This window comes from Streptomyces sp. CB01635, from assembly GCF_002803065.1.
Lineage (GTDB): Bacteria > Actinomycetota > Actinomycetes > Streptomycetales > Streptomycetaceae > Streptomyces.
Genome location: NZ_NNBL01000005.1, coordinates 207,072 through 223,663, shown reverse-complemented (window position 1 = coordinate 223,663; position 16,592 = coordinate 207,072). Strand labels below are relative to the sequence as shown.

Genomic DNA, 16,592 nt, shown 5'->3' with positions numbered 1-16,592 from the left:
CCCGCCGGCCGGGCAGAGCGGCTGGTGTCAGGCGGCCGTCACGCCGTCGGCCGCCCCGTACTCCCGGCCCGCCTCCGCGCGTACCCGAGCGCAGCTGAGGTGGATGAGGCGGGAGACGTGCATCTGCGAGATGCCGAACTTCTCGGCGATGCGGGCCTGCGTCATGCCCTCGAAGAAGCGCAGGTAGAGGATGGCGCGCTCGCGCTCGGGAAGGTGGCTCAGCCCCGTCTTGGCGGCTTCGCGGTCGGTGATGAGGTCGTACGCGGTGTCGGGTGCGCCGAGCGCGTCGGCGAGGCTCTGTCCGTCGTGGCCGGACGGGGAGAGCTCTGCGTCGAGGGACAGCGCGCTGTAGCTCTCGATCGCCTTGAGCCCGTCGAGGACCTCCGCCTCGGTCAGCCCCGCGTGCGCGGCGATGGCGCCGACGCCGGGTTCTGGGCTGCCGGGCCGGTCGGTGAGGTCGCGGCGGGCCGCGCGGACCTTGTTGCGCAGGTCCTGCACGCGGCGGGGCACGTGCACGTCCCACATCCGGTCGCGGAAGTGCCGGCGCAGTTCGCCGGTGATGGTGGGCACGGCGTAGCACTGGAAGGGGCCGCGCTCGGGCCGGTAGTGGTTGATCGCCTTGACCAGTCCCATGGCCGCGACCTGCTCCAGGTCCTCCGTGCTCTCGCCCTTGTTGCGATAGCGGCGGGCGATGCGGTGCGCCATGGGCAACCATGCCTCGACGAGCTCCTCGCACAGCAGGTCCCGCTCGGGGCCCTCGGCGAGACCGGCCATGCGCGCGAAAGCCGCCGTCGTGTCGGGGGAGTCGTCATGGGCGTGGCGGGAGGTGCGACGGCGGTGGGTGGGGCCCGCAGTGATGTCAGTGAGCATCGGGATTCGCTCCTCAACGGTGTGCCGGCGCGGGCCGCGGGAACGGTCCATACGAGGCCCAGAAATGCCTCCGGTCCGAAGCATCGACATGCGACTGCACTTCGATTCTCCGGCCGCACGTCCCCATATGCGACTCGGCGGGCGTCGCGTCACGGCGGGTCATGGACGCTCGGCGGACGGTTTCCGTCGAGTTCTGGTGTGTCGGACCTGGTGTCAGGGGTACCCGGTCGCCGGCAGAGCCCTGACCGAGTCCCCCGGGCACCGAGAGGGGGCGGCCCTTCATGAACAGCAAGCTGATCTCCAGGACCGGACCGGACGACGCCACGTCGCACCACGCGATCCTCGGATCTCCCTGCTGGGTGAGCCTGGCGGCGCGCGACCTGTCGGCCGCCCAGTCGTTCTACGGCGCCGTCCTGGGCTGGACGTTCCGCGCGGGTTCGCTGGGTGAGCGGTTCGTGGTGGCGCTCTCGCAGGGGCGGGCCGTGGCGGGGATCGGAGCGGTCGCTCCGGCTCTGCAGGTTCCCGTCGCGTGGACGCCCTATTTCGCGGTGGCCGACGCGGACGAGACGGTCGGCCGTGTACAGGAGCGCGGCGGAACGGTGGGGGTCGGTCCGATCGGCTTCGCGACCGGTCGGGCGGCGCTGGTGTCCGACCGCGCCGGCGCGGTCTTCGGGATCTGGGCCGGCGCGCTCGTCCGCAACTTCGGCGCGTGGCGCCGGGACGCGCCCCTGTGGCTGCGCCTGGTCACCCGCGATACGTTCGACGCCGCGATCTTCTACGGGGAAGTCCTCGAGTGGACGTGCCCGGGCTGCTGCGACGTGCGGTACGAGGACGAGGAGGTCGTCCTCGTCTGTGCTGGACAGCCGGTGGCCGCGCTCATCGGCGGGACGCCGGGATCGGCCCCCGACCCGCAGTTGCGGCCGCACTGGCAGGTCCGCTTCACCGTCGGAGATGTCGCCACGTGTACGCAGGCCGCTGTGGAGCACGGCGGAACGGTGACGGGCTGCGAGGCGGACACGACGGGCGACTGCGTGACCCTGCTCGACCCCGAGGGCGCCCAGTTCACGCTCTTCGCACCCCGACTGCGACCGGAGGAGCCCGACGACGGTCCGTGACCGAGGGCTCGCGTTCGGAGCAGGGCCGTGGCGTCCGCGTCGGACCCGGTCCCGCCGTCACTGCGTCCGGCGCCGCAGGAAGTTCATCGCGGACAGCGTGAGCACGGTCTCGCCGCGCTGGTTGAACACCTCGATGTCGGTGTGCACGATCCCGCGGTCGGGCTTGGACTGCGAGGGGCGCGCGGACACCACCGTCGTACGGATCGACAGGCTGTCACCGGGGCGCACGGGGCGGGTCCAGCGCAACGCGTCGACGCCCGGGGAGGCGAGGCTCGCGACCTTGCTCACGTAGTGGTCCGCGTACATGCGCATCATCAGCGAGGCGGTGTGCCAGCCGCTCGCGATCAGCCCCTTGAAGGGGCCCTGCTCCGCCGCCTCGGGATCCGTGTGGATGTCCTGCGGATCGAACTCGCCGGCGAACCGGAGGATCTCCTCCTCGGTCACCGTGACGCTCCCGTACACGTAGCTGGACCCGGGAACGTAGTCCTCGAAGTAGCGTTCTCCGACAGGGGTGTTGAAGTCCCTGCCGATCGCTGTAGTAGTCATCCGAGGCACGGTAGCCGACCTCCTGGATCAGACGGGAGAGCCCGGGGTGGCGACGCTGCGCAGTCCCCGGTCGAACACCGTCAGGAGCAGGAAGAGCGCTCCGGCGCCCAGCATGAACCAGGCCAGATGGTGCATGCCACCGGTGTCGGCGTGCTGCCCGAACGCGGTCGCGCTCGCCGCGGAGGCGACCATCGAGCCGAGGTAGATGAACGTGCGGAGCAGCCCGGACGAGGTGCCCACGCGCGCCGGATCGGCCTGGTAGTACACCGAGTTCTGCAGAGCGAGGCTGTTGAGTCCCTGGGGCACGCCGAAGATCAGGGCGACGGCGAGCAGCATCCAGATGGGACTCGTGCCGCCGAGTCTCAACAGCAGTGTGCAGGCGGCGAGTTGGAAGACCGCACCGATGAGCAGCTTGCCGCGGATCGACTTGTGGCGGCCGGTGAGGGTGGAGACGGCGATGCCGGTGAGGAAGATCGGCAGCTGTACGAGGCCGGCCTGTGACGGCGAGAGCCCACGGCCCTCCTCCGCCCACTGCGTGAAGCCGTAGAGAAAGGCGTACGAGACCACGTAGGCGACCAGGGCACGGCCGTAGGTGGCGAGCAGCGGGGTGTTGCCGGCGAGCACTCTGAGGTCGATGAACGGTACGGGGGCGCGCAGTTCACGTACCGCGAACGCGGCGGCCGCGGCTGCGGCGATGGCGAGCAGGTACCACGTGTCGGCGTGCAGGTTCATCAGGAACAGCAGGAGCGAGAACAGCAGCGCGGCGAACAGCGCCATGCCGGGGAGGTCGAGTTCGGACGCGATGCTCCTGCCGCCCGTGCGGCGCGGGCGGGCCTGCACGGGCAGCCGGCGCGCGCCGAGGATCAGGGCGGCCGCCGCGAGGGGGATGTTGAGGGCGGACGTGGCGCGCCAGCCGCCCACGTCGATGAGGAGCCCGCCGAGCGAGGGGCCGATGACGGCGATCGTCTGGCTGGACACCGCGAGCGTGGTGAGGATGCCGCCGGGACTGTCCCGGCCGGTCCGCTCCGCCTCGCTGCGCAGCAGGGACATCGAGGCCGGATAGCCGGCGCAGGTCCCGAAGCCGAGGAGCACGCGTGCCGCGATCAGACAGCCCAGGTTGGGGGCCAGCGTGCCGGCGATGCCCGCGATGCCGACCAGAGACGTGCTGATCAGGAAGAGGCGTCGCGGTCCGAAGAGGTCGATGAGCCGTCCGACGACGGGCTGCCCGAGCGCGGTGGCCAGATAGAGCGCCGAGATGAGCCACGCGGTCTGCGCGGGAGGCGCCCCGAACGCCACCCCGATGGGGACGAGGGCCACGGCGATGATCGTGGAGTTGATCGGGTTCAGGACCGAGCCGAGGATCATCGGCGGGATCAGCCTGCGGTCGAACTGACCCGCCGGGGCACCGTGCGGCCCGGGTTCGGACTCCGCCGAGGGGCCCTCTGCCGCCGGTGCGGGTATGTCGGGGTTGCTCATGGGCGGGTCAGCCCCTGGCGGGTACGTGGCGGGGTCACGGCGTTCTTGCTCATGCCTCCACCGTAGATTTGACAGGTATGCCTGTCCAGTTTGACTGAGCAGTTTTACTTCCCTTTTGTGTGGTGGTCCGGCGGTCCCGGTGGCGGCCCGCGTCCTGCGGGCGGGGGCCTGGGAACGCCCGAGTGGCGCACCCGCACCGGAGGAGCGGCGCACCGGGTGCGCACGGTATTCGCGCAGGTCGCAGGGAATGTGAGGGCGTTGGTGCGCCGTCCGTGCGACAGGGCGCCGGAGTCACGCGGGTATAAAATTTCCCATGTGAGATTCCGGCGATGGTCGATGGATCGCCTGCTGGAGCGGCCATCGGGCCAGGGTCTGGTGGTTGTTCCGCTCGTTCTGATCGTGGTGATCACCCTGGTGGACGTCCACTCCCCGACCGACGTCCACCTCGGCCCGCTGCTCGTCATCGCACCGGCCCTGACCGCCTCCATCGCGGGCCCCCGGCTCACCGCCCTGGTCGGGCTCCTTGCCGTGGGCGCTCAGATCCTCATAGGGGCGTTGCACGGCGGTCTGGGCACGGCCAACCACATCTCGCAGATCATCGCCATCACCTTGCTCTCCGCACTGATCGTGATCTTCTGCCGAGCGGGGGAACGGCGCCGCCATGAGCTGAACCGGGTGCGGTCGGTGTCCGAGGCGGCGCAGCGGGTGCTGCTGAGGCCGCCGCCCCGCAGGGTCGGTCCGCTGCGCGTGGCCTGGCTCTACCTGGCCGCGGGGGACGAGGCCAAGATCGGGGGCGACCTGTTCGCGGTCGCCCGCGCCGCCCACCCCAGCACCCGCGCACTCATCGGTGACGTACGGGGCAAGGGCCTCGCCTCCATCGGTGAGGCGTCGGTCGTGCTCGGGGCGTTCCGCGAGGGCGCGCACCGCTACGCTCTGCTGCCCGACTTGGTGGCGGCCATGGACGACAGCGTCGCCCGGAACCTGGAGGAGGTCGCCGATACCGAGCACGACGCCGGAGAGCACTTCGTCACCGCCCTCGTGCTCGACATCCCGGACGACGGTCCGCACGCGGAGATGGTGACCTGCGGCCATCCGCCGCCGCTGCTGGTGCGCGAACACCAGGTCACCGAGCTTGCGCCACGTCAGTCCGCACCGCCCCTGGGCATGGGCGAACTGTCCGTTCTCCCGCTCCGAAGTGACCGCTTCGCCTTCACGGCCGGTGACTTCCTCGTGCTCTACACCGACGGAGTCATCGAGGCCCGCTCGCCCACCGGCGCCTTCTACCCGCTCGCCGAGCGGGTCGCCTCATTCCCGTCCCTTCCCGCCGGCGGCCCGGACTCCCTGCTGAACCACATTCACCGCGACCTGCTCGCCCACACCGGCGGGCAGCTCAACGACGACATCGCGCTCCTCGTCATCGAACGCGTACCCACGCGGCACCTGCTCCGCCCGCTTCTCAACGGCCGGCCCATGGCGGACCACGCCGCCGACGCGTACCCCGACGGAGCGCCGCCGTCGAGGGCTCACGGGCGCGGGATCTGAACGGTCACGGGACGCCGATGGGGTCGGGCAGGTCGGCGACCGCGTTGCCGGTGCCGGTCTTGATCAGAACCTTTCCGAAGGCTCCGTCGGCTCCCGCGACCAGGATGACCCTGGTGACGCCGGGCAGCGCCGAAGCCATGACCTGCCCGATGTGTCGGCGGGACCAGCCGCGGCGGACGCCGAGGAAGTACGCGGACAGCGCGGTGGCGATCAGCAGGGCGACGATTGGCGCGCGCAGGACGCTCAGGACGGCGCGCGGTGTGTTGACTCGGGCGACTTCTGCGTAGCGGGTGTGACAGGTGCGCCAGGCGCGGTGGGTGTGGTCGGTGCAGACGTGTCGGGCTGGGCGTGGGGCAGTCGGCGTACGGCTCTGGAGGCCAGGGGGATCAGGCTGGCCGCGGCGGAGACGGCCCCCGCTGCAGCGGTCACCCGGAACGCGCCGAACGTCTCCGCCAGTGGGCCCACGCACAGCTGCCCGACCGGAATCGCGAGATAGGACAGCAGGTCGTCGTAGGACGCGACGCGCGACAGCACGTGCGCGGGGACGTGCTCCTGGAGCGAGGTGTCCCACGCGACCGCGGTGACGGAGGAGCCGAGCCCTGCGACGAACGCCGCCAGGATCAGCCATGGAGCGTGCCCCTGTGCCCCCAGTGCGAGCAGCGGCAGCGCGCCCAGCGCACCCGCCAGCTGCCCGAACCGCAGCAGATGCCGCACCGTCATCCGGTACATCAGCAGGCTCGACGCCAGCATGCCGGCCCCGCGCACACTGAGCACGAAACCCCAGGTCGTCTCGCCGCTGAGCTGCCGGGTGAGCTGAGGGCCGAGGATCTGCCACGTACCGGTCTGGACGAGGTTCAACAGGCAGAAGGACAGGGTTCCGACCAACACCCACCGGATCGCACGGAACGCGCTCCAGCCGTCGCGGATGTCGCCCAGCACCGTGTCTCGCTGTGACGCCTCAGGGGTGCCGGTGAGGGAGAGCCGTGCGAGGAAACCGGCCGCGACGAGGTAGGTGAGCGCGTCGAACGCGATGGCGGGCCCGCTCCCGACCGTCACCACCAGCACACCTGACAGACTCGGACCGAGGATCTTCGTGGCGTTGCGGGCCGAACCGAGGAGTGAATTCGCCTGCCGCAGAAGGGACTTGGCGACGAGCTGAGGAACGACGCCGCGCAGCGCCGGTGTCGTGAAGGCGCCGAGCACGCCGTTGGCGAACTCGAGGGCGGTCACCAGCGGCAGCGAGTAGTGCCCGGTCAGCAGGAGCGCGGCGACGGCGCCCTGCGTGAGTGCCGCCCCCAGATGGGCGGCCACCAGGACGGTCCGGCGCGGGAACCGGTCGGCGACCGCGCCGCCCACGAGCAGGAACGCGAGCATTGGCAGCATGTGGGCGGCGAGTACGACGCCGAGGTCGTGGCCGCTGCCCGAGGCGTCGAGGACGGCGAAGGCAAGCGCGACCGGAGCCATCGAGCTTCCGAGCAGGGACACCAGACGTCCGGCGAAGAACGAGCGGAACGCGGCCTGTTGGAGGAGGGAGGAACGCATCGGCCCGAGTGTGGGGAGCCGCGGGCACGCAAGCTAACGTTTCGGCAGGAGGCGAAAGATGGTGCTGCTGCGGTTGAGCTCGATGGCCCTGTCACAGTCCCGGTTCGCGCTGTCGCCGAGCGCCGAGACGCTGGGGTCGATGAGTGTCCTGATGAAGCCCTGCTCCGACCCGTGGCTCACCTCCTGGTACACCCGCCACCACGGTGCCTTCCACGCCGCGCTCGACGCGGACCCGTTCGCCAGAGGCCTGGTCGAGCTGATCTGCTCGACCAAGTACCTCCCCGGCTACCTGAGCCGCCCACCGTCCGGCGGAATGCGCACCACGCTCGCCGACGAACTGAAGGCCGTCGCCGCGGCCCGTGACGACGACATACGCGCGGACCTCGACGCGGCGGTGGTCCGTAGTTGGAAGCGCCACGACCTGGAGTGGCTGACCGGGCACGGGTGGGGAGCCCGGACCGCCGACCTCTTCCGGCACGTGTGGGAGACGCATGTGTCGCCGGACTGGCCGCGCCGCCGCGCCCTGTTGGAACGGGACGTCACGTACCGGGCGGGGCTGCTCGCCGCGTACGGCTGGCCCAGGGCGCTCCAGCAGATGAACCGGCGCAGTGCGTGGGTCGGCGCCGACGCGATCCGCTTCAGCGACCAGCCGGGCCCTGACTGCATCGTCGGCGAGGGCGGAATGCTGTTCGTCCCGGTCTGCGTGACGAGCGGCACCTGGCTCGCCGAGGCGCCTCCCGACCGGTACGCCCTGGTGTACCCGGCCCGCGGCACAGCCGAGCAGACCGGGCGGCCGCGAGCGGTGCAGGCTCTGGAACGGCTGATCGGCACCGGCCGCGCCGCCCTCCTCCAGGAGCTGGAACGCCCCGCGACCAGCAGTGAACTCGCTTCGCAGCTGGGGCAGTCCCTCGGCACGGTCGGCGGCCACCTGGCCGTTTTGCGCGAGGCGAACATGGTCGTTGGTACGAGAGTGGGGCGACGCGTGGTGTACCGGCGCACGGAGGCGGGCGATCGCCTCGCCGGTCGTGCAGACTCTCCGGATGACTGACCACGAGATCGACGAGCCGCTCGGCGAAGCAGTCGACGAAGCAGTCGGCGAAGCAATCGACCAAGCCATCGGAGAAGCATCCGACGAAGCCATCGGCGAACAGTTGGTGCGATCGCTGCTCGAGGAGCGGTATCCGGACCTGGCGGCGCTGGAACTCCATCAGTCGGTGAGGGGCTGGGACAATCAACTCTGGCGGCTGGGCGACGAGTTGGTCGTACGTCTGCCGCGTACACCACGTGCCCCGGACCTGCTGCGCAAAGAGCACCGCTGGCTGCCGCTCCTCGCCCAGAGGCTCCCCCTCCCGGTCCCCACGCCCCTCCGGCTCGCCGAACCGTCCGCCCTCTTCCCACACCCTTGGACCATCGCGGAATGGGTCCCCGGCGAGCCGGCGGACCGTTCGCCGATCAGCGAGGGCGGGGAGTCCGCCGACACGCTGGCGCGCTTCCTGACGGCGCTCCACCAGGAGGCGCCCGCGGACGCACCGGCCAACACCGGCCGCGGAGTTCCCCTCGCCGCGATCTCACATCACTTCGACGAGGCCGTCCGATCCGTCGCCGCCCACGTGCCCGAAGGCGTCCGGGACGTGTTGGACGAGGCTGTAGCGGCTCCCGCGTGGGAGGGGCCGCCGGTGTGGCTCCACGGGGACCTGCACCCTGCGAACGTCGTCGTATCGGACGGCACACTCTCCGGCGTTGTCGACTTCGGCGAACTCTGCGCCGGTGATCCGGCGATGGACCTCGCGGCCGGGTGGCTCCTGCTGCCTTCTGCCGCGGGCTTCCTGGACGCCTATGAACGGGCGGACGAGGCCATGATCCGACGTGCCCGCGGGTGGGCCGTCCTGCAGGCTCTGTCCCTCGTCGCGATCGGCCGGGCGGGGGACCAGGGCCTGCCCGGCGGCAAGCCCACGTGGGGGCGGGCGGGCCGACTGACCCTCGACCGCGTGCTGGCCTCGCGCTGACCGCGGGGCGGGGTGCGTCAGGCGCTCCCCAGCAGGTCCCGAAGTGCCTTCGTGACCTCGGCGGGCGCCTCCTCCGCCATGAAGTGGCCGGACGCGACCAGGGTGTGCCGCAGGTCCTCGGCCCAGGCGCTCCACAGCGCAGCCACGTCGAAGCCGAGCGCAGCGCCCCAGCCCTGCTGAAGCACGGCGACCGGCGCGTCTCAGCCGCGCGCGCCGCCCGCACGGCAGAGTGGGCGTGTGGATGCAGATGATGTCGCCGAGGATCTCTACCGCCTGCCGCCCGTACAGTTCATGGCCGCGCGGAACGCGCAGGTCACCGAGGCGAAACGGGCCGGGGACACGGCCGCCGCGCGCCGGATCGCCGCCTTCCGCAAGCCGACTCTCGCCGCCTGGGTGTCGAACCTCCTGGCGCGTGAGACGGAGGAGGCGGGGCAGCTCCTCGAGCTCGCGGAGGCACTGCGGGAAGCGCACCGTACGCTCGACCCGGAGCAGTTCCGGACTCTCAGCCACCAGCAGCACGTGCTGATCGCGGGCCTCGCGCGACAGGCTGGTGGGCTCGCCAGACGGGCGGGCCAACCGGTGGGCCTGAGCGTCCTGCACGAGGTCGAACAGATCCTCCACGCGGCGCTGGCCGACGCGGAGGTCGCCGAGCAGTGGGCCACCGGCAGGCTCACGAAGGTGCCCACCGTGTCCACCGACTTCCCCGGTACGGCGCCTCTGGCGCAGGTGTCGAAGAAGGACGAAAAGCCCACTCCCGCCCCCGCAAGCAAGGCCCCCGACCCCGCTGAGGAGAAGCGCCGCGCCCGCCTGAAGGAGGCGATGAAGGCAGCCACCGAGGCCGCGGCCGAAGCGGGCCGTCGCGACGACGATGTGCGCCGTGCCGAGGAGGAGCACGAGCGGGCCACCGCCCGGCGGTCCGCGGCGGACGAACGCGTCGCCCTCCTGAGGGTTCAGCTCGGCGAGGCCGAGGAGGAGCGGCGCATTGCTGCCGAGGCGGCGGACGAGGCGTCTGTGCGGGTCCGGGACACCGCACGCGAACAGAAGGCCGCCCAGCGGAGAGCAGCGAGTACGTCCCGGGCCGTTGAGCGGCTCTCCGGAGGCGATTCCGGCCGCTGAGCGCGAGGTTCACCCTTGCATCACGAACTGGTCACGCCACCCACCCGTATCCGTGTTCCATTGGATGCTGGCGACCGAGATCACGTCAGGGGATACGTGCTCGCGAAACGGAGTGAGGACATGACCGATCCGACCGCCGCGCCACTGCAACTGACCCACACTCAGATCGACGAGGCGTCGCACGGCCACGACGTCCCGCTGGTGCGGGTGACACTCCCGGGGACCACGACCCCCGTATGGCTGGCCACGCGCTACGACGTGGTGAAGGCGGCTCTCGGGGACACCCGCTTCGTACGGGACCTGGCGAAGGTTCCCGGTGAGCGGGGCGGGGGTGTCGGCGCGGAACTGCTCGACGACGCGGGGCTGCCGCCGGAGTACCGGCAGTACCTGGAGATCCTCGTCATGGTCGACGGGCCCGAGCACACCCGCCTGCGCACGCACGTGATGCGGGCCTTCGCGCCGCGCCGGATCGCCGCGCTGCGTCCGCGCATCGAGCGCATCGTCCAGGACGTGACCGGTGAACTCGTCGCGAAGGGAGACCAGTTCGACCTCCTGAGCGCCTTCGCCTACCCGGTCATGACGGACGTCATCTGCGAGATCATCGGCGTGGACGCGGCCGACCGGCCGAAGGTGAGCGGCTGGATCAGGGACTACGAGTCCGGTGAACCGGACCGGTTCCTGCCTGGCATCGACCACCTCGCCGAGTACATCGGCGGGCTGCTCGACCTCCGTGGCCCGGCGCCCAAGGAGGACCTGGTCTCCGATCTGCTGCGCTCCAGCGCCACGGCGGCCGAGGGGCAGCGCCTGACGCGCCAGGAGATGATCGCGCTCGTCTTCCTGCTGATCAACACGGGGATCGCGCCGCCCGCCTTCTTCATCACCGACGCGGTCCTCACCCTCCTCGACCACCCGCAGGAGACGGTCCGGCTGCGGGCGGAGCGCGACCTGCTGCCGCGCGCCGTCCAGGAGTTGCTCCGCCATGTGTCGGCGGTACGGGTCGGCGCCACCCTGTACGCCACCGAGGACGTGGAACTCGGCGGCGTCCTCGTGCGCCAGGGCGAGGGTGTGACGAGCGGTCTGCTGGCCGCCAACCGCGACCCGGGAAGCTTTGACGACGCCACGCGGCTCGACCTCACACGCGAGGTGGCACGCGGGGCCGGGCACATCGCGTACGGACACGGCGCGCACCGCTGCATCGGCGCCGCGCTCGCCAACCTCCAGACCGAGGTGATCCTCGACGAGCTGTTCCTGCGCCGGGACAGCCTCGAGCTGGCCGTCGAGCGGGAGGCGGTCGAGCGCGTCGGGTTCGCGGGGGACGGCACCTATCCGATCGCGCTGCCGGTTCGCATCTGAGTCGGAGCCGGGCCCGTGCGGGGCTGGGCATTGTCACAGAACGGCAATGCCCAGCGGCCGATGGCCTGCGGGCAGCCGGTGGGTCTTCCCGCTCTCCAGGTCCACGACGGTGATCCCGTCCCAGAATCCGTCTCGGGTGAAGCCCCCGGTGACGTAGGCGGTGCGGCCGTCGCGCGACGCGGCGACATCCTCGTGCGGGCCGTCGAGCGGGACGACGCGCTCCTTCCCCTCGGCGGTACGGATGGTCAGCGAGGCGTCGTTGTCGCCTGCGCTGATCGGGCCTGTGCCGACGGCGAGCAGCGTGCCGTCGGGGGTGAGCCGGGCGCCGTGCTGGTGTGTGTCGGCGGTCATCGGTTCGACGGCGACCTTGCCGGTGCGCGGGTCGAGCACGGCCAGCTTCTCGCCCTCGAAGGGCAGCAGGAGCTTTCCGTCGTCGCGCACGGCGGCGTAGTGCGGCTTCAGCCACGAGCCGAGTCCGCCCTCCGTGCCGTACGGGGCGACCTCGAACCGGCGCGGAGTGAGCGTGTCCGTGCGTACGGCGGTCACGTCGAACGAGTCGTGGCCGGTGGCGTACACCTCGCTGCCGTCGCGGGCCACATCCACATCGAAGGGACGGCGGCCGACCGGGACGGTGTCCGTGACCTTCCGCGTCGCCGTGTCGACGACCTCCAACACCCCATTCCCGTCCGGCACGTTGACGCCCACGTAAACATGCTTTCCGTCGGGTGCGAGGGCGATGCCCATGCCGCCGCCGCGGTACTCGCCGGTCGTGGCGGGGCCCGTCTCCGTCGTGTACGGGATGCGGCCGACGTTCTCGCGCGTCTCGGTGTCGACGACGGCCACCCCTTCGGCCGTCGCAACCCACGCCCGGCCGTCCTTGCCGACGACGAGCCCGTACGGTGCGGTGCCCACCTTCACCGCGTCGAGGGTGCCGCGCTCCGGGTCCACGAACGTGACCGTGTCGCTGCCGAAGTCCGCCACCAGCAACGTGCCGTGAGCGGTTCGCGCGGGCGCCGGCGCTGAAGGGGTCACGGTGGCTGCCCGGGGTGAGGACGCGGTGGAGTCGGCGGTGCCGGTCGCGGTGCACCCCGCCGCGAGGAGGACGACGGCCATTGCCCCGAGCACACCGCGCGCGCGGGCCGTCATGACGCGGCCCTGAGCAGCGCCGCGAGCGCATCGAAGCCGCGGCGTTGTGCGTGTTCCAAGGCCGTGACGCCTTCCGCGTCCGCGAGATCCGGACGGGCGCCCGCCGCGAGCAGCAGCTCCACGATCTCCTGGTGCGCCCGGCCCCCGTCACCGAGGATCACGGCTTCGAGCAGAGCGGTCCATCCGAGATCGTTGACGTGGTTGACGTCGATGTCCGTCTCCCGGAGCACCGCCCGTACGTACGCGACGTGGCCGCGCTCGCTGGCGGGGATCACCGAAACACCCCCATAGCGGTTACGCAGAGTGAGATCCGGGCCCGCCGCGAGCAGGACGCGCATCATCGCGACGCTGCCGGTCACGCCGGTCACGAGCCACGGGCTGTCGTGGCGCCGGTCCTGGGCGTCCGGGTCGGCGCCGGCCGAGACCAGGACCCGCGCGGCCTGGACGTGATCGTTGAGGGCGGCGAGCAACAGCGGGGAGCGCAGTTCCTCGTCGCAGGTCTCTGCCGAGGCCCCGGCGTCGAGGGCGGCGCGCACCTCGGCGGCGTCACCGCGCCGGGCGGCCTCCAGGAGTCGGCGGTCGCGGTCGTGCATCTCGGTGCTCCATGTCCGTAGGGAAGGATCCGTAGGGAAGGAACGGGGGGCGCCTCCGATTTCCGTTCCGGAGTCCATTCTCCGGCCGCGTCCCGCGCTCACCGGTCGGCCTGCCGTCTGCGGTGCGGGAGCCCGACGGACGACACCGGGGTCAACCGATCGGCTGATGCCGACGCGGGCGGCCCGAGGGGCGGTACGACGAGGAAGGCCCCCTCCCCACCCGGTGGGGGCGCGGAGGGGGCCTTGACGGAGGCTCGCCCTCAGGGTGTGCACCGGTTGCCGTCGCCACGACAGGAACCTGAAGACGTCCTCAGGTATCTCAACGAGCGGACATGTGCCATGTTCTGCCATACCCGTACGGGACACCCGCACGGAGCTGATCGGCGTGGCACGTTGACGCGCTGTGCGGGCTCCATGCGTTCACCGTGATTCCCGACCGTGCGGCGCCTGTGATCGATAGGTTGTTCCCCTACATCGGCGGTCATCCGGACGGCGATGGCCGCAGCGGTGCAACGTGGGAGGTCAGATGCGTTCGCGAGTCTCGGCGTATGCGGTCGCTGTCATGGACGAGCAGTTGCTGCTCACCCAACTCGCGGACAGTTCGCCGGTGTTCGAGCCCGGCCTGTGGCACCTGCCCGGTGGCGGGATCGACCCGGGGGAGCAGCCGCGCGAGACGCTGGGGCGCGAACTGTACGAGGAGACCGGCCTGGAGCTCCTCGACGCCCGGCTGGTCGACGCGAGGACGTACACCGCTCACCGGCTCGGCATCGACTGGCATCTGGTGGGGCTCTTCTACCGTGTCGTCCTCAAGCCCGGCCTTCCCGTGGTGACCAAGGGGGACGACTCCACCAGCGCCGTCACCTGGATGCCCCTGTCCGGCTTGCGGGAGTCCGAGCTGTCCCCCGCGGCGGTCGACGGCTTGGCGATGACCGGTGTGCGCTGGAACCACCGGCCCCGTGTGGCCGCGGCCCACCAGTAGCGGAGGAAGCGAACATGACCTTCGCCTGGAAAGGGGCATAAAATGCCGTGGGGAGTCTGGAGGCAATATGGCCGAGAATCTGGACCGCGGTACACGCCGGGGCTCCGGCTGACAAAATACTCGTCCTCGATGGAGTCGATGACATCCCGAACCGGGCTGATCCCTTTCAGCAGTCCCTCGGACCCCGGCGATTCTGGGGAGGTGACTGGATGGATGCGATCGGTTCGTCGCGGACGGGCCTGACAACGGCGGGCACGGTTTCCGAGCCCGGCGGCCTTCTGGACGCCCTGGCCGTGGCCGCGGTGATGATCGACGCCCAGGGCCGAATCTGCCTGTGGAGCCCTCAGGCAGAGGAGCTGTTCGGCTTCGCCGCCGAGGAGGCGCTGGGGCAGTACGCCGCGCCGCTCCTGGTCGCCCCGGAAAACCAGGATCTCGTACTCGGCCTGTTCGCCGAGGTCATGGAGAGCGGCCGGAGCTGGGCGGGCGTCTTCCCGGTACGCCACAAGGACGGCAGCACCCGCCTGGTGGAGTTCCGCAACATGCGGCTCCACGACGAACTCGGAGACGTCTACGCCCTCGGCATCGCCAGCGATCAGGCCCTCCTGCGCCGCGTCGAGAGGGATCTCGCGTTGTCCGTGCAGCTAGTGGCCCAGTCGCCCATCGGGCTCGCGGTCCTGGACACGAACCTGCGCTACGTGATGGTCAACCCCGCGCTGGAACGCATCAACGCCCTGCCCGCCGAGCAGCACATCGGCCGCGGCGTCGGCGAGGCCCTGCCGTTCCTGGACACCGAAGCCATCACGGCCACGATGCGCCAGGTCATGGCCACGGGTACGCCGGTCCTCAACGAGTTCACCATCGGCCGACCCGGCGGCGCCTCCGACGTGGAACACGCCTGGTCGGCGTCCTATTACCGGCTGGACGACCCGGCCGGCCGGGTGCTCGGCCTGGCCATCTCCGTGGTGGACGTGAGCGAACAGCACCGGGCCTCGCAGGAAGCCGCCCGGGCCCGCCGGCGCCTGGCTTTCATCGCCGACGCGTCCAGGACCGTGGGCACCACTCTGGACGTCGAGCAGACCGCGCACGAGCTGGCGTCGGTGGTCGTCCCCGAGCTGGCCGACCTGGCGGCGGTCGACATACTCGACGCCGTGCTCCAGGGCCTGCGCCAGACCACCCCGGCCGCCGGAGGACCCGCTCTGTTCCGGGCACTGGCGGTGACGGCGGCCTACTCCACCAACGCGCTCCACGCCGCCGACACCCCCGGGCAGATCGCCAGCTACGCGGCCGACCGGTACATCACCCAGTGCGTGACCTCAGGGCGCCCGGTGCTGGTGGAGCACGTGAGCGAAGCGGACCTGGAGCGCATCGCCCCCGACCCGAAGTCCGCCCGGGTCCTGTCCCGGGCGGGGCTGCACTCCTATCTGGCGGTGCCGCTCATCGCGCGCGGAGAGGTGCTCGGCGCGCTGGACCTGGGCCGCGCGAGGAACGAGCTGCCGTTCGACGAGGACGACGTCGTCCTGGCCGGCGAACTGGCCGCCCGCGCGGCGGTCTGCATCGACAACGCCCGCTCCTACCAGAGTGAACGCCGCACCGCCCTCACCCTCCAGCGCCACCTGCTCCCGCCCAGGCCGCCCCGCAGACCCGGCCTGGAGATCGCTTACCGCTACCAGCCCGCCCAGTCGGCCAGCGAGATCGGCGGCGACTGGTTCGACACCATCCCGGTGGCCGGGAACAAGACCGCCCTCGTGATCGGTGACGTCATGGGCAGCGGCATCAACGCCGCCGCCACCATGGGCCAACTGCGCACGGCCACCCGCACGTTGGCGGACCTGGACCTCGCGCCGGCCGAGGTGCTCCGCCACCTCGACCACACCGCCGCCGAACTCGACCCCGCGTTCGCCACGTGCATATACACGGTGTACGACCCGCACCGCGGCGAGTGCCGGATCGCCGTCGCGGGCCACCTGCCGCCCATCCTGGTCAGGCCCGGCCGGCGCCCCGAACTCCTCGACCTGCCCACGGGGACACCCCTCGGTGTGGGCGACGTCGCCTTCCAGGAGACGATCGTGAAGATGGAGAGCGGCGACCAACTCGTGCTCTACACCGATGGGTTGATCGAGACGCGTTCCGACGCCATAGATGCCCGTATCAACACACTGCTCGATCTGCTCTCCGAGCCGCAGGGGTCTCTGGACGAGGTCTGCGACCACCTCCTCGTGGCACTGCGGGACGAGGGGGACCGCGACGACGTGGCCCTCCTGATCGCCCGGGCCCGCCCGCTGGGGTCCACGTCGTAGAGCCTCGGCGC

The 16,592-nt window shown here is 71.1% G+C and carries 15 protein-coding genes and 1 pseudogene; 8 read left to right on the top strand and 8 right to left on the bottom strand.

The window, feature by feature from the left end; translation table 11 throughout:
* Positions 1–27 precede the first annotated feature (27 nt).
* The gene (locus CG723_RS18395; RefSeq protein WP_100594517.1) at positions 28–870 is read right to left on the bottom strand and encodes a SigB/SigF/SigG family RNA polymerase sigma factor; all 843 of its coding nucleotides are present in this window, start codon (positions 868–870) and stop codon (positions 28–30) included.
* A 281-nt stretch (positions 871–1,151) separates the two neighbouring features.
* Here CG723_RS18395 and CG723_RS18390 point away from each other — a divergent pair, with 281 nt between their 5' ends.
* A complete protein-coding gene (locus CG723_RS18390) occupies positions 1,152–1,985 on the top strand; it encodes a VOC family protein (RefSeq protein WP_100594516.1) in 834 nt (277 codons plus the stop codon).
* A 57-nt stretch (positions 1,986–2,042) separates the two neighbouring features.
* On the opposite strand, the gene CG723_RS18385 is transcribed toward CG723_RS18390, so the two are convergent.
* Both CG723_RS18385 and CG723_RS18380 read right to left on the bottom strand, forming a co-directional pair.
* Positions 2,043–2,531 (bottom strand): MaoC family dehydratase, encoded by a 489-nt coding sequence (locus CG723_RS18385; RefSeq protein ID WP_100594515.1) that lies wholly within the window; start codon positions 2,529–2,531, stop codon positions 2,043–2,045.
* Between the two features lie 27 nt (positions 2,532–2,558).
* Positions 2,559–3,896: an MFS transporter gene (locus tag CG723_RS18380; protein ID WP_100594678.1), complete on the bottom strand. Its 1,338-nt coding sequence runs from the start codon at positions 3,894–3,896 to the stop codon at positions 2,559–2,561.
* A 447-nt stretch (positions 3,897–4,343) separates the two neighbouring features.
* On the opposite strand from CG723_RS18380, the gene CG723_RS18375 reads away from it, so the two are divergent.
* Positions 4,344–5,549 carry a PP2C family protein-serine/threonine phosphatase gene (locus CG723_RS18375; RefSeq protein ID WP_100594514.1) on the top strand — a complete coding sequence of 402 codons (1,206 nt, stop codon included), beginning with the start codon at positions 4,344–4,346 and terminating at the stop codon, positions 5,547–5,549.
* 4 nt (positions 5,550–5,553) lie between these two features.
* Here the strand turns inward: CG723_RS18375 and CG723_RS18370 are convergent, their stop codons facing one another.
* Both CG723_RS18370 and CG723_RS18365 read right to left on the bottom strand, forming a co-directional pair.
* A complete protein-coding gene (locus CG723_RS18370) occupies positions 5,554–5,763 on the bottom strand; it encodes a GntT/GntP/DsdX family permease (RefSeq protein WP_234374391.1) in 210 nt (69 codons plus the stop codon).
* 29 nt (positions 5,764–5,792) lie between these two features.
* Positions 5,793–7,091: an MFS transporter gene (locus tag CG723_RS18365; RefSeq protein ID WP_100594513.1), complete on the bottom strand. Its 1,299-nt coding sequence runs from the start codon at positions 7,089–7,091 to the stop codon at positions 5,793–5,795.
* A 58-nt stretch (positions 7,092–7,149) separates the two neighbouring features.
* Here CG723_RS18365 and CG723_RS18360 point away from each other — a divergent pair, with 58 nt between their 5' ends.
* A complete protein-coding gene (locus CG723_RS18360; protein WP_100594512.1) occupies positions 7,150–8,139 on the top strand; it encodes a winged helix-turn-helix domain-containing protein in 990 nt (329 codons plus the stop codon).
* Complete coding sequence (locus CG723_RS18355; RefSeq protein ID WP_100594676.1) at positions 8,132–9,097, top strand: aminoglycoside phosphotransferase family protein; 966 nt, start codon at positions 8,132–8,134, stop codon at positions 9,095–9,097. The genes CG723_RS18360 and CG723_RS18355 overlap by 8 nt, the downstream gene beginning before the upstream one ends.
* Positions 9,098–9,114: 17 nt before the next feature.
* Here CG723_RS18355 and CG723_RS18350 read toward each other — a convergent pair.
* Positions 9,115–9,291, bottom strand: a pseudogene (locus tag CG723_RS18350) (alpha/beta hydrolase); the annotation flags it as partial.
* 43 nt (positions 9,292–9,334) lie between these two features.
* Here CG723_RS18350 and CG723_RS18345 point away from each other — a divergent pair.
* Together CG723_RS18345 and CG723_RS18340 are read left to right on the top strand one after the other, a co-directional pair.
* Positions 9,335–10,213: a hypothetical protein gene (locus CG723_RS18345; protein WP_100594511.1), complete on the top strand. Its 879-nt coding sequence runs from the start codon at positions 9,335–9,337 to the stop codon at positions 10,211–10,213.
* A gap of 120 nt (positions 10,214–10,333) precedes the next feature.
* Positions 10,334–11,566, top strand: a complete 1,233-nt coding sequence (locus tag CG723_RS18340) for a cytochrome P450 (protein WP_100594510.1) — start codon at positions 10,334–10,336, stop codon at positions 11,564–11,566.
* A gap of 33 nt (positions 11,567–11,599) precedes the next feature.
* Here CG723_RS18340 and CG723_RS18335 read toward each other — a convergent pair whose 3' ends face one another.
* Both CG723_RS18335 and CG723_RS18330 read right to left on the bottom strand, forming a co-directional pair.
* Positions 11,600–12,712 carry a YncE family protein gene (locus CG723_RS18335; RefSeq protein ID WP_100594509.1) on the bottom strand — a complete coding sequence of 371 codons (1,113 nt, stop codon included), beginning with the start codon at positions 12,710–12,712 and terminating at the stop codon, positions 11,600–11,602.
* A complete protein-coding gene (locus tag CG723_RS18330; protein WP_100594508.1) occupies positions 12,709–13,305 on the bottom strand; it encodes an ankyrin repeat domain-containing protein in 597 nt (198 codons plus the stop codon). Before CG723_RS18330 ends, CG723_RS18335 begins: the two co-directional genes overlap by 4 nt.
* 526 nt (positions 13,306–13,831) lie before the next feature.
* Between CG723_RS18330 and CG723_RS18325 the strand changes: the two genes are divergently transcribed.
* Together CG723_RS18325 and CG723_RS18320 are read left to right on the top strand one after the other, a co-directional pair.
* Positions 13,832–14,284, top strand: a complete 453-nt coding sequence (locus CG723_RS18325) for an NUDIX domain-containing protein (RefSeq protein WP_234374372.1) — start codon at positions 13,832–13,834, stop codon at positions 14,282–14,284.
* Between the two features lie 209 nt (positions 14,285–14,493).
* Positions 14,494–16,581, top strand: coding sequence for a SpoIIE family protein phosphatase (locus CG723_RS18320; RefSeq protein WP_100594506.1), 2,088 nt, complete (start codon positions 14,494–14,496; stop codon positions 16,579–16,581).
* Positions 16,582–16,592: the final 11 nt, after the last annotated feature.